12 protein-coding genes are annotated in these 13,072 nt (G+C 64.9%); 6 read left to right on the top strand and 6 right to left on the bottom strand.

The window, feature by feature from the left end:
* Position 1 precedes the first annotated feature (1 nt).
* From AB4136_RS11295 to AB4136_RS11320, 6 genes are all read left to right on the top strand, one after another.
* A complete protein-coding gene (locus AB4136_RS11295; RefSeq protein WP_162835304.1) occupies positions 2-1,306 on the top strand; it encodes an imelysin family protein in 1,305 nt (434 codons plus the stop codon).
* A gap of 88 nt (positions 1,307-1,394) precedes the next feature.
* Positions 1,395-1,706 carry a (2Fe-2S)-binding protein gene (locus AB4136_RS11300; RefSeq protein WP_081766875.1) on the top strand — a complete coding sequence of 104 codons (312 nt, stop codon included), beginning with the start codon at positions 1,395-1,397 and terminating at the stop codon, positions 1,704-1,706.
* Entirely contained in the window at positions 1,672-2,157 is a 486-nt protein-coding gene (gene bfr / locus AB4136_RS11305) for a bacterioferritin (RefSeq protein ID WP_024924303.1), read from the top strand. The genes AB4136_RS11300 and bfr overlap by 35 nt, the downstream gene beginning before the upstream one ends.
* Before the next feature lie 11 nt (positions 2,158-2,168).
* Positions 2,169-3,788 carry a di-heme oxidoreductase family protein gene (locus tag AB4136_RS11310; RefSeq protein WP_024924302.1) on the top strand — a complete coding sequence of 540 codons (1,620 nt, stop codon included), beginning with the start codon at positions 2,169-2,171 and terminating at the stop codon, positions 3,786-3,788.
* Positions 3,788-4,867: an imelysin family protein gene (locus tag AB4136_RS11315; RefSeq protein WP_024924301.1), complete on the top strand. Its 1,080-nt coding sequence runs from the start codon at positions 3,788-3,790 to the stop codon at positions 4,865-4,867. Before AB4136_RS11310 ends, AB4136_RS11315 begins: the two co-directional genes overlap by 1 nt.
* A 9-nt stretch (positions 4,868-4,876) precedes the next feature.
* Positions 4,877-5,977, top strand: a complete 1,101-nt coding sequence (locus tag AB4136_RS11320; protein ID WP_024924300.1) for a DUF1513 domain-containing protein — start codon at positions 4,877-4,879, stop codon at positions 5,975-5,977.
* Positions 5,978-6,088: 111 nt separating this feature from the next.
* Here AB4136_RS11320 and iolB read toward each other — a convergent pair whose 3' ends face one another.
* The 6 genes from iolB to AB4136_RS11350 all read right to left on the bottom strand — a co-directional run bounded on the left by iolB (position 6,089) and on the right by AB4136_RS11350 (position 12,954).
* Positions 6,089-6,901, bottom strand: a complete 813-nt coding sequence (iolB, locus tag AB4136_RS11325) for a 5-deoxy-glucuronate isomerase (RefSeq protein WP_024924299.1) — start codon at positions 6,899-6,901, stop codon at positions 6,089-6,091.
* 14 nt (positions 6,902-6,915) lie between these two features.
* Entirely contained in the window at positions 6,916-7,131 is a 216-nt protein-coding gene (locus AB4136_RS11330) for a hypothetical protein (RefSeq protein ID WP_024924298.1), read from the bottom strand.
* A gap of 121 nt (positions 7,132-7,252) precedes the next feature.
* Positions 7,253-8,170, bottom strand: a complete 918-nt coding sequence (gene iolE / locus AB4136_RS11335; RefSeq protein WP_024924297.1) for a myo-inosose-2 dehydratase — start codon at positions 8,168-8,170, stop codon at positions 7,253-7,255.
* Positions 8,171-8,207: 37 nt separating this feature from the next.
* On the bottom strand, positions 8,208-10,058 hold the full coding sequence (gene iolD, locus AB4136_RS11340; RefSeq protein ID WP_137900310.1) for a 3D-(3,5/4)-trihydroxycyclohexane-1,2-dione acylhydrolase (decyclizing): 1,851 nt from the start codon (positions 10,056-10,058) through the stop codon (positions 8,208-8,210).
* A 21-nt stretch (positions 10,059-10,079) separates the two neighbouring features.
* The gene (locus AB4136_RS11345) at positions 10,080-12,011 is read right to left on the bottom strand and encodes a bifunctional 5-dehydro-2-deoxygluconokinase/5-dehydro-2-deoxyphosphogluconate aldolase (protein ID WP_024924295.1); all 1,932 of its coding nucleotides are present in this window, start codon (positions 12,009-12,011) and stop codon (positions 10,080-10,082) included.
* 127 nt (positions 12,012-12,138) lie between these two features.
* A complete protein-coding gene (locus tag AB4136_RS11350) occupies positions 12,139-12,954 on the bottom strand; it encodes a MurR/RpiR family transcriptional regulator (protein WP_036253373.1) in 816 nt (271 codons plus the stop codon).
* Positions 12,955-13,072 lie beyond the last annotated feature (118 nt).

Here is a 13,072-nt window from a genome sequence, read left to right on the forward strand (position 1 = left end):
AATGAAGAATACGAAGCTGACGGTGCGCTATGGCGGCAAGCTGGCCGCGGTCGCCGCCACGCTGGCGCTGACCACGGCTATTTTTGCGTTGCCAGCCAAGGCCGAGACCGACCCGAAGGCGGTGCTCAAGACCTATTCCGACATCGCGCTGGCCAAATACGAGGACTCGCTGACCACGGCCAAGACGCTCGATACCGCCGTCGAAGCGCTGATCGCGAAGCCCTCGCAGGAAACGCTGAATGCCGCGCGCGACGCCTGGAAGGCCGCTCGCGTGCCCTATCAGCAGACCGAGGTCTACCGCTTCGGCAACCCGATCGTCGATGCCTGGGAAGGCCGCGTCAATTCCTGGCCGCTGGACGAAGGCCTGATCGACTATGTCGCAGCAAGCTACGGCACGCAGTCGGACACCAACGCGCTCTACACGGCCAATGTCATCGCCAACAAGTCGATCGAGATCAACGGCAAGAAGGTCGATGCTTCCAAGCTGTCGCCCGAGTTCCTGTCCAGCACGCTGCAGGAAGCCGGCGGCATCGAGGCCAACGTCGCCACCGGCTATCATGCCGTCGAATTCCTGCTCTGGGGTCAGGACTTGAATGGCACCGGCCCCGGTGCCGGCAACCGCCCGTTCACTGATTACGACATCAAGAACTGCACCGGTGGAAACTGCGACCGCCGCGCCGAATATCTGAAGTCGGCTTCCGGCCTTATCGTCTCGGATCTGGAAGAGATGGTCGGCAACTGGAAGGAAGGCGGCGCGGCGCGCAAGACCCTCGTCGAAGGCGATCCCAAGGCCGGCGTTTCGGCGATCCTGACCGGAATGGGTTCGCTGTCCTACGGTGAAATGGCCGGGCAGCGCATGAAGCTCGGCCTGTTGCTGCACGATCCGGAAGAAGAACACGACTGCTTCTCGGACAACACCCACAACTCGCATCTCTATGACGCGATCGGTATCCGCGACGCCTATCGGGCGCAGTACAAGCGCCTCGACGGTTCGACCGTCTCCGGCCCGTCGGTCTCCGACATGGTCAAGGCAGCCGACCCGGCGCTCGACAAGGAACTCGCCGGCAAGCTCGACACCAGTGTCGCCAAGATGGAAGCCATCAAGGCGCGCGCCGAGGCAGGCGAGGCCTACGACCAGCAGATCGGCGAAGGCAACACCGAAGGCAACGCCACCGTGCAAGCGGCGATCGACGCGCTGGTCGACCAGACCAAGTCGATCGAACGCGTGGTGGCGACGTTGAAGCTCGATGCCATCGCCTTCGAAGGCTCCGCCAGCCTCGATTCGCCCGACAAGGTGTTCAAGTAGGAAGACGGCGCCCGCCGTCGCGGACGCCAAACAAAACCCAGAAAGCCACGCGGCGCCGGAGGGCGCAGCCAGCCATCCAGAACCGGACATGTTGATCTGTCACTGCAACATAATCACCGAGAAGGAGATCGAGCAGGCCATCATCGAGCTGCTGGATCAGGACCCGTGGCAACTCATTGTCCCGGCCAAGGTCTATCATTCCATGCGCATGCGCGGTCGCTGTTGCGGCTGCTTCCCAAATGTGGTGGAAACGATCATTCGGGTAACCGAAAACTACCACGCTCGTTCGGAGGCGGGCGGCGTGGACATCGTTTCACATCTGGATCGCGTCAGAGATCTGCGCGTCCAATACGGGAGCAGAACCCATGAAAGGCGAAAAACAGGTCATCGAGCGGCTTAACGAGGCTCTTTTCCTCGAGCTCGGCGCCGTCAACCAGTACTGGGTCCATTATCGCCTGCTGGAGGACTGGGGCTACACCAAGCTCGCCAAGAAGGAGCGGGCGGAATCGATCGAGGAAATGCAACATGCCGACCGCCTGGTTGCGCGCATCATCTTCCTGGAGGGACATCCAAACCTTCAGTCGGTGGCGCCGCTGCGCATCGGCCAGAACGTCAAGGAAGTGCTGGAATCGGACCTTGCCGGTGAGTATGACGCCCGCGCTTCCTACAAGCAGTCGCGCGAGATCTGCTCCGAGGCCGGCGACTATGTCAGCATGAAGCTGTTCGAGGAACTGCTGGCCGACGAGGAAGGTCATATCGACTTCCTCGAAACCCAGCTCGACCTGCTCGCCTCGATCGGTGAAGAGAAATACGGCCTGCTCAACGCAGACGCGGCCAACGAAGCGGAATAGGACATGCGCATATGCGGCGCACCATAGATTTGTTGCGCCGCGTGCGTTTCCTGCTCGCCTCCTCCGCCGCTGTCGCGGCGGGGCATGGCTGTCGCCTCGGCGGCAGGATCGCCGCGCCGGCGGTTCTCGGCGCGGTTGTTTTTCTTACCCTGCCGGCCGCTGCCGGCTCGCCGGAAACGCCGGACCTTCCCACCAGCCGCGCCGACCTGACGGCTGCCGACCGCGCGCGCGTCGAGGCCATCACCAAACCCACCACCGACTTTTCCAAGCCGGAAGCGTTCGAGCTGATGCAGGGCGGCGCCGGCACCACGAAGAAACGCGTCACCGCCGATTCCTTCTCGCAATCTTCGGCCAACCTCACCTTCGAGGAAGAGGGCACCTTCAAGATCGGCAATGGCTTCTTCACCAAGGTCTGGGTGTCGTCGCCGTCTTCAACCCAGGCATCCGATGGGCTCGGGCCGCTGTTCAACGAACGCGCCTGCCAGAACTGCCATCTCAAAGACGGTCGTGGTCATCCGCCGATGGGCGACGAGGGCACGACGTCGATGTTCCTGCGCCTGGCGCGCGAGGCCGGCACCGACGAGGAAAAGGCGCTGCGCGCCGACCGCAAGGTGCTGAACTTCCCCGACCCGGTCTATGGCAAGCAATTGCAGGAACTCGCCGTCCCGGGTCTCGTCGGCGAAGGCCGCATGCGTGTCACCTATACCGAACAGCCGGTCACGCTCGGCGACGGCACGGTGGTGTCGCTGCGCAAGCCGAGCTACGCGGTAGACAGTCTCGGCTACGGTCCCATGGACCCGCACACGACGTTGTCGCCGCGCATGACGCCGGCGATGATAGGCCTTGGCCTGGTCGAGCAGATCCATCCCGCCGACATCCTCGCCAATGCCGATCCCGACGACCGCAACGGCGACGGCATAGCCGGCCGCCCGAACATCGTGCGCGACGAGTTGAGCGGCAAGCTGGCGCTCGGCCGTTTCGGCTGGAAGGCGCAGACGCCGTCGATCCGCCAGCAATCGGCGGACGCGTTTGCCGGCGACATCGGCATTTCGACGCCGGAAGTGCCGCAGCATTGGGGCGATTGCACTCCGGCGCAAAAGGCCTGCCTGGCCATGCCGAACGGCGTGCAGGAGCGGCTGGGCCCGGTCGAGGCACCGGATCCCATTATGGACCTCGTCACCTTCTATTCGCAGAACCTCGCGGTTCCGGCGCGCCGCGACGTCGCCGCGCCCGAGGTGTTGGCCGGCAAGAAGGCCTTCTACGACATGGGTTGCGCCTCCTGCCACACGCCGAAATTCGTCACCCGGCGCGACGCGCCGAACAAGGCGCAGTCTTTCCAGCTCATCTGGCCTTACTCTGATTTCCTGCTGCACGACATGGGCGAGGGCCTGGCCGATGGCCAGGCCGTAGGCGATGCCAGCGGTAGCGATTGGCGCACGCCGCCATTGTGGGGCATCGGGCTCGCCCAGCGCGTCAACGGCTACACCTTCTTCCTGCATGACGGCCGCGCCCGCAATCTGGCCGAGGCCATCCTGTGGCATGGCGGCGAAGGCAAGAAGGCGCGCGACCGCTTTGCCGTGGCGGGTGTCGACGAGCGCACCGCGCTAATCAAATTCCTGGAGTCGCTATGATGCTGAAGCGCCTTGCCGTTGCCCTTGTCCTGCCGCTGGCGCTGGTCGGCGTAAAACCGGCCGCCGCGGCGGTGCAGGCCGCCGACGTCATCAACCGCGCCGTCGATGGTTTCGTGCGCCCGGCCTACGCCTCGCTGGCAGAACACACCGCCGCCGCCACCAAGGCGATGAAGGCGCTGTGCGCGGCGCCTTCGCAGCAAGGGCTCGATGCGGCCCGCGCCGAATTCGCCGGTGTCGTCGGCGCCTGGTCGACGGTGGAAATCATCCGCTTCGGTCCGATCGCCGAGAACAACCGGCTGGAACGCATGTTGTATTGGCCCGACCGCAAGGGACTTGGCCTGAAGCAGGTGCAGGCGGCGATCGCATCCAAGGATGCCACGCTTGCCGACCCGGTGGCGATCGCCGGCAAGAGCGTCGCTATGCAGGGGTTGGGTGCATTGGAGTTCGTGCTCCATGGCACCGACGCCGAGAAGCTGGCCGGCAAGGACGGCGCCTCTCGTTGCGCCTTCGGCGCGGCCGTCGCCGGCAACATCGAGACGATCGCGGCCGATGTCAGCGCCGCCTGGGCAAAGCCCGACGGCTTCGCCGCGCAATGGGCTAACACCGGGCCGAACAACCCGCTCTACCGTGATGGCGGCGAGGCGGTGACCGAATTGCTGGGTGTCTTCATCAACGGGCTGGAATTGCTGCGCGACCAGCGCCTCAAGGGATTTTACGGCGACACGCCAGATGCCGACAAGCCGAAGCAGGCGATCTTCTGGCGCTCCGAGCTGACCGGGGCCTCGCTGGCCGCCAATCTCGACGGCATGGATCGGCTGTTCGAGGCCTCGAAGCTCGGCGATGCGCTGCCGCAGGACACGCGCTGGATCGCCGAGTCGATCCATATCCAGTTGCGCAACGCCGTTGGCGAGGCGAAAGAGGTCAAGGGGCCGATCGCCGAGGTGCTGGCCGATCCCAAACGACGCGCGCTTCTGGAACGCTTCGCGTTGATCACCAGCAGCCTGACCAACCTTTTCGGCACCCGGCTGACCGCCGAGTTCGGCCTGACCGCCGGTTTTTCCTCGCTGGACGGGGACTGAGCGGCCGCCATGCGCACGCCGCTCATCGACCGCCGCGACTTCCTGAGGGCTGCCGGCGCCGGCTTCGCTGCAGTCATGGCCCCGAAGGCCTGGGCAGCGACGCTGGAGACCGATGCCGTCTTCGCCACGGCTTTCGTCAAGCGCGACGGTTCCTTCGGCGCGGCGGTGCTTTCGGAAGCCGGCAAGGTTCTGCATTCAGTGGCGCTGCCAGAGCGCGGCCATGACGTCACCTTCGATCCGGTCTCCGGCCGCTCCGTGGTGTTTGCCCGCCAGCCGGGCACCTTCGCCATGGTGTTCGACCACAAGGGCCGCAACGAGCCGCTGACGATTGCCAGTGTGACCGGCCGGCATTTCTTCGGCCATGGCGTCTTTTCGGCCGATGGCGCGTTGCTTTATGCCACCGAGAACGACTTCGACAATGCCGCCGGCGTTGTCGGCGTCTACGACGCCAAAGGCGGGTTCAAGCGCGTCGGCGAATTCCCGACCTATGGCGTCGGTCCGCACGAGTTGCTGCTGCTCGGCGACGGGCGCACCATCGCGGTCGCCAATGGCGGCATCGAAACGCATCCCGATTTCGGCCGCTCGGAGCTCAACATCGCCACGATGAAGCCGTCCTTCGTGCTGGTCGACCGTGTCACCGGTGACTTGATCGAGAAGCACGAATTGCCGCCGGCCCTGCACCAGCTTTCCATCCGCCACATGGACATCGATGCCGGGGGCACGATCTGGTTCGGCTGCCAGCACCGCGGCCCGGCGACGGAACAACCGCTGCTGGTTGGCCGCGCCGAGCGCGGCAAGGAACTGGCGCTGCTCGACATGCCGAAGGAGGTGTTGACCGGCTTCCGCAACTATATCGGCTCGGTGGCCGCCAATCCCGTCACCGGCACGGTGGCGGTGTCGTCACCGCAGGGCAATTCCTACGTTGTCATCGAGGCGGCGAGCGGCAAGGTGACCAAGACCAGCAACCTGACCGAGGTCTGCGGCCTGGCACCCGACCATGCCGGCTTCCTCGCCACCACCGGCGCCGGCGCCATCGTCAAGCCGGACGGCGAAACCGTCAGCGAGCCGGACTATGTCTGGGACAATCACATGCTCAGGATTGTTGGTTAGGCAGTCGGGAATAGGCAGTCGGCAGTCGTGGAACGACGACGCTATGGCGGGTATTCCGATCATCAGTTGCTGTCGCTGAATACGAGAGAACAGTTTCGACTGCCGACTGCCTCACTTCCCCACCAGCCACTCATGCTCGACAGCATTGTGGAACTTCCAGGTCCGTTTCGGCCCGGCCATCACGTTGAGATAATAGAGATCGTAGCCATGGCAGGCGGCGCAGGGGTGATAGCCCTTGGGCACCAGCACCACGTCGCCGTCCTCCACGGCCATCGCCTCGTCGAGCGCCCGCACGCCTTTGTCGTCGGCGTCCGTGTAGACGCGCTGGAAAGCAAAACCCTGGGGCGGGTTGAGCCGGTGGTAATAGGTCTCTTCCAGATAGGATTCCGCCGGCAGATTGTCCTGGTCGTGTTTGTGCGGCGGGTAGCTCGACGTGTGTCCGCCGGGTGTGATCACCTCGACCACCAGCAGCGAATCCGCCGGCTGGCCTTCCGGCAGGATGTTGGTGACGTAGCGGGTGTTGGTGCCCTTGCCGCGCACCTCCTGGCCGAGCTCGTCGGGGTTGATCACCCGCGCCGGCAAGCCGCCGCCGAGACCCGGCGCCGTGCACACTGCGAGCTCCAGTTCGGTTTCCGCCGTCACCGACCAGTTCGAGCCCTGCGGCACGTAGACCGACCACGGCTTGCCCTCGAAGGGCGACATGCGCTGGCCGAGCAGGCCGAGATCGTCGCCGCCCGCCGTCGCCTTGCCCTTGCCGGTTACGAGCACAAGGCAGGCCTCGCGGTCGCCGGTGGCGCCCGACGCGCTCTGTCCCGGTGCCAGCCGGTGCAGGTCGAAGCCGACATAGGTCCAGCCGGCCGTCTCAGGCGTGACGTGGGCAACGCGGCCGTGGCCTTTCTTGGCCTTCACCAGAAGCTTGGACATGGTCGTCTCCTCACTCAGTCCTTGTCGTCGCCGGGTGGCGGTGCGGGCTCGTCCACCGGCTTGTAGTTAATCAGGAAGGTCCAAACGCCATAGGCGGTCATGCCGGCGGCGAGCGTGGCCCAGAACGGCGTGCCGGCGGCGAACTCGATGGCCGCCCAGATGGCACAGACGGCGATCACGACAAGGCGTCGCCAGAGCGGCCGGAAGAAGGGATGCTGGTTGTCTTTGATCATCGCGGCTCCCGCTTGACCCGCACTTTACGCGCCGGGCTTCCTTCCAGTCTCTATAGCAGGCGAACCGGGCCGGGCCAGCGTCACGACCGTGGCCATGCGGCTGGGCGCGTCGCCAGCTTCAGGCTACCGGAAAACCTTGCGTCTCGACCGTATAGCCGGCTGCCGTCATCACCCGCATCAATTCCTTGTGGCCGACCTGCGCCATCTTCAGCGGCGGGTTCTTCTTCGGGTCCTGTTCAGCCTCGACGACGAACCAACCCTCATATCCATGGTCGGCGAACTTCTGCACGATCGCGCCGAAATCCAGCGACCCGTCGCCAGGCACGGTGAAGGCACCGAGCGCCACCGCATCGAGGAAGGACTGCTTCGTCCAGTCGAGCCCCTTGATGACATCCATGCGCACATCCTTCACATGCACATGGCTGATGCGCTTGTGGTGCCTGTCGATGGCGCGCAGCACATCGCCGCCGGCGAAAGCCAGATGGCCGGCGTCGAGCAGCAGCGGAATGCCTTCGCCCGAATGGTTCATGAAGGCATCGAGCTCATGCTCGAACTGCACCACCGCCGCCATGTGATGATGGTAGGCGAGCGGCATGCCCTGGCCGGCGCACCATTCGCCGAATTCGGTCAGCTTGCGGGCATAGGCCTTCATCTCGTCGCCGGAAAGCACGGCCTTGGTTGCAAGCGGCTTGGAGCGGTCGCCCTGGATCGAGCGGCCGACCTCGCCATAGACGATGCAGGGCGCGTCGACCGCCTTGAACAGGTCGATCATCGGCTGGATGCGGCGCTTGTTGGCGGCAAGGTCTTCGTTGACCAGCGTGCCGGAGAACCAGCCGCCGCACAGCGTCACGTCGGCCGCCTTCAGGATCGGCAGCATTTCCTGCGGCGTGGTCGGGAAGCGACGGCCCTGCTCCATGCCGGTGAAACCGGCTGAACGCGACTGGCGCAGGCATTCCTCCAGCGAAACGTCGTCGCTCAGTTCGGCAAGGTCGTCGTTCCACCATGCGATGGGGGACATGCCCAGTTTGGCTTTCACGTCGTCGGTCTCCAGGTCTCGAATTCGTATTGCGGCCTCAGTCGCCGACACGCTGCAGCTTGAGCTTTTCCTCATAGCTTTTGCGGGCGGCGTTGACTTCCTTGCGCGTGCTGACTTCCGGCACCGCGACATCCCACCAGTGGCCGCCGGCCTCGGTGGAAATGAGCGGGTCGGTGTCGATCATGATGACCGTGGTGCGGCTGTTTTTCTTCGCCTTCTCAAGCGCGTTCTCCAGATCGGCAATCGAGGAGACCTTCTCGGCGATTGCGCCGAGGCTGGTGGCATGGGCGGCGAAGTCGATGTCCGGCAGCGTCTCGTGGCGCGAGTCTTTCAGCAGATTGTTGAAGTTGGCGCCGCCGGTCGCCATCTGCAGCCGGTTGATGCAGCCATAGCCGCGGTTGTCGAGCAAAACGATGGTGAGCTTGAGCCCGAGCATCACCGAGGTGGCAATCTCGGAATTGAGCATCAGATACGAGCCGTCGCCCAGCATGACGACGACTTCCTGTTCGGGCCGCGCCATCTTGGCGCCGAGTGCACCGGCGATCTCGTAGCCCATGGTCGAGAAGCCGTATTCGGCATGATAGGAGCCCGGCGCGCCGGCCTGCCACAATTTGTGCAGTTCGCCCGGCAGGCCTCCGGCCGCATGCAGCACGGTGACGCTGGAGCCCATGGCGCGCTGCACAGCGCCAATCACCTGCGCGTCCGAAGGGTAGGCTGCATTGGTGGGTGCGGTCGCCCTGGCGGCCTCGGCCTGCCAGGCCTTCTTGCCGGCTGCGGCATTGGCCGTCCAGTCGGCCGGCGCTTTCCAGCCTTGCAGTCCGGCCGCCAGTTCGGCCAGCCCTTCGGCGGCATCGGCCACCAGCGGCAGTGCATGGTGCTTGCCAGCGTCGAAAGGCTGGACGTTGAGGCCGATGATGGTCTTGGACGAATTCTGGAACAGCGCCCAGGAGCCGGTGGTGAAATCCTGCAGCCGGGTGCCGACCGCCAACACCACGTCGGCCTCCTCGGCCAGCCGGTTGGCGGCCGAAGTACCGGTGACGCCGACGGCCGCCATGTTGAGCGGATGGGTGTCGGCGAGCGACGACTTGCCGCCCTGCGTTTCGCAGGCCGGGATGCCCGCCGCTTCGACAAGCATGGCCAGTTCGCCGGAGGCGCCTGAATAGAGCACGCCGCCGCCGGCGACCACCAGCGGCTTCCGGGCAGCTTTCAGCGCCTTGACCGCCGCCGCCAGTTCGGCGCGGTCCGGTCGCGGCCTGCGCAGATGCCAGACGCGCTCGGCGAAGAAGTTTTCGGGATAGTCATAGGCTTCGGCCTGCACGTCCTGGCACAGCGCCAGCGTCACCGGTCCGCACTCGGCCGGATCGGTCAGCACCTGCATGGCGCGGGCCAGCGCCGGAATGATCTGCTCGGGCCGGGTGATGCGGTCGAAATAGCGCGAGACCGGGCGGAAGCAGTCATTGACCGAAACCGTGCCGTCGGAAAAGTCCTCGGCCTGCTGCAGCACCGGGTCGGGCACGCGGTTGGCGAAGACGTCGCCGGGCAAAAGCAATACGGGCAGCCGGTTGACATGGGCGAGTGCCGCAGCCGTCACCATATTGACGGCACCGGGCCCGATCGAGCTGGTTGCGGCCATAAAGCGACGGCGGAAGTTCGCCTTGGCGTAGGCGATCGCCGCATGCGTCATCGCCTGTTCGTTGTGGGCGCGAAAGGTCGGCAGATCGTCGCGATGCTGGTAGAGCGCCTCGCCGATACCGGCGACATTGCCGTGCCCGAAGATCGCCCACACCCCGCCGAAGATCGGCAGTTTTTCGCCATCGATCACGGTCATCTGGGCGGCGAGGAAGCGGGTCAACGCCTGCGCCATCGTCAGGCGAACGGTCTTGCTCATGTCGTCTCTCCTCCCGGCCTTCTATGCTGCCTTGCGGCCGCGCGCGGCAAGCCACGCCGTGGTCAGTTCCTCGAAACGCCCGGCCATGTCGTCGACAGCCTGCGCGTCGTTCATCTTGCCGGCCAGCCATTGCTCGGCGGCATGCATGAAGATGGTGCGGCCGACGGCGAAACCCTTGACGATCTGGGCATTGGCGGTAGCAGCGAAGGCTGCCTCCAGTTCGGGGAGCGGCGCCTCCAGACCGAGCAGCACGACGCCGCGGCAGAACGGGTCGTTGCCGACGATGGTCTCCTCGATCCGGGCCCAGGCGCCGGCCGAAGCCTGCGGCTCCAGCTTCCACCAGTCAGGCTTGATGCCGAGTGTATAGAGCTCCTGCAGCGCGCGCGGAATGGTGGTGTCGTCGACCTTGCCGTGCTTGCCGGCGATGATCTCGACCAGCAATTCCCTGCCGACCTTCCGCGCGGCCTCGAACAGGGTGCGAAGCTTCTCCTGCTGTTCCTTCTTCAGCGCTTCCGGGTCGTCCGGATGATAGAAGCACAGGCACTTGATGCAGTGGTCGACGGGCCAGTCGACCAGCTGCGAGCCGATGTCCTGGCTGAACTCGAAACGCAGTGGTCGCGAGCCTGGCAGCTCGACCGGGCGGCCGAGCCAGGCGAAGGGGTGGTGGGCGAATTCGAACATCGCCTCGCGGCCGTGTTTTTCGTCGATCAGCATGCCGTAGCCGTCGCGCCCGGCGGCCACCTGTGCCGCGGCCTTCACCGCCAGCACCTTGAAGGCGTTGATGCGCGCAGGATCCGCGCCGGTCTTGGCGGCGATGTCTTCCAGCTGCACGCGGTGGTCGCAGGCGAGTGCCATCAAAAGCGGGATGTCGCGTCGCCGGGTGGTTGCCCAGTGCACATGGTTCAGCGCTTCGTCCTTGCGCAGCGCCAGATGTTTCGAGCCGTTCTTCAGGAAGAATTGCAGCTCGGTAAAGGTCGGATATTCCGGCGCGCACAACAGGCGCGACACTGCGAAGGCGCCGCAGGCGTTGGCCCAGGTCGCGGCGGTGGCGAAGCTTTCGCCGCCCAGCCAGCCGCGCAGGAAACCCGACATGAATGCATCGCCGGCGCCGAGCACGTTGTAGACCTCGATCGGAAAACCGTCGCCGACGACGCCGTCCTCGAGATCGTCGGTGATCTGCCCGTCATAGACGATGCAGCCCTTGGCGCCGCGCTTCAGCACGATGGTGGCCGCCGACAGCTTGCGAATGGTCTTCAGCGCCGTGAGCAGGTCGCTTTCGCCGGAGGCGATCAACACTTCCTCCTCGGTGCCGACAATCAGGTCGCAATCGGGCAGCACGAGCTTCAATTGCGCCGAGACACGATCGGATTTGACATAACGACCGAAACCCTCGGCGTGGCCGGCCAGGCCCCACAGGTTCGGCCGGTAATCGATGTCGAACACCACCTTGCCGCCATGGGCCTTGGCGATGCGGATCGCCTTGCGCTGGGCGGCGTCGCTGTTCGGCCGCGAGAAATGCGTGCCGGTGACGACGATGGCGCGCGCCGAGGCCACGAAAGCTTCATCGACGTCGTCTTCCGCCAGCGCCATGTCGGCGCAGTCGGAACGATAGAAGATCATCGGCGAGACACCCTCGTCCTCGACCGAAAGCAGCACCAGCGCGGTTAGCCGTTCAGCGTCGGTGTGGACGCCCGCGACATCGACCTTCTCGCGCTGCAGCTGTTCGCGGATGAAGCGGCCCATCTGCTCGTCGCCGACACGCGTCAACAGCGCCGACTTCAAGCCGAGCCGCGCCGTACCGACGGCGATGTTGGCGGGGCAGCCACCGACCGACTTGGCGAAGGAGGCGATGTCTTCCAGCCTGGAACCGATCTGCTGGCCGTAGAGGTCCACCGAAGCGCGGCCGATGGTGATGACGTCCAGCGCCTTGCCGGCACCGCGGGGGCTCGCCATGCTTTTCTCCCTCACACGAAAGGCTGTCGGCGCGCAAAGGCGCCATCATTGTCCCTAATATGAAATGTTAATTCCATTCCATAGTCAATATGGAATACGCATTCCCATTCTGATTTTGCAGCCTGCGTCAGCTGCGCCGTTCGGCGACGGCGACCGCCAATGTCATGGCCAGCGCCATGGTGGCCGAGAGCGAGCGGAAGCCCGCGCAGTCAGCTTCCGCCACTTCGAACCAGACCTTGGCGGACTGGGCAAGCGGCGAAAAGGCGCTGTCGGTGATGGCCACCACAGGCACGCCCTGCTCGGCCAGTATGCGTGCATGATCGACCGTCGCCGAGGCGTAGGGCGAGAAGCTGATCGCCACCAGCGCATCCTTCGGCGAGGCGAAGGACATGATCTCGGGGTCGAAGCCGGCGGCGGATTCGACCTGCATGTAGCGGATCTTCAGCTTGCCCAGCGCATAGGCCATATAGGAAGTGATCGGATAGGAGCGGCGGCGGGCCAGAAGATAAATGGTCTCGGCTCCGGCGAGGATATCCACGGCGCGGTCGAGCATGCCGTCATCGAACGAGCGCGATACCGCTTCCAGGGAGCGGGTGGCGGATTCCACGAAGCCGTCGAAGATGGCGCGGTTCTGGGTGGCACCGCCGCCGCGCAGCGCCTTCAGCCGGTCCTCATACGACACCGTCCGTTCTCGCATCCGCTCTCGGAACACCGATTGCAGGCTGGTGAAGCCGTCGAAGCCGAGGAACTGGGCGAAGCGGATCAGCGTCGAGGGCTGCACGCCGGCAGAGGCCGCGATGCTCGCCGCCGTGCCGAAGGCAATCTCGTCGGGGTTGTCGAGCGCGTAGGCGGCGATCTGGGCGATGCGCTTGGGTAGCGCCGAGCGCTTCTCAAGAACGAGGTTGCGAAGCGATTCGTAGTCTTGCGGCAGGCGAGGGTTCATGGTGCCGAGAATCCCCTGTTCCGTCCCTGATCGCAAGAGCATAGCGCTCCCGTTGTGAATTGCCACAAGAAATGGATCATACATTCCATTTTTGAATTAAATGGACTAATAGGTTCAC

Origin of the sequence: Mesorhizobium sp. 2RAF21 (assembly GCF_052115345.1) — a bacterium.
Classification (GTDB): Bacteria; Pseudomonadota; Alphaproteobacteria; order Rhizobiales; family Rhizobiaceae; genus Mesorhizobium; species Mesorhizobium terrae.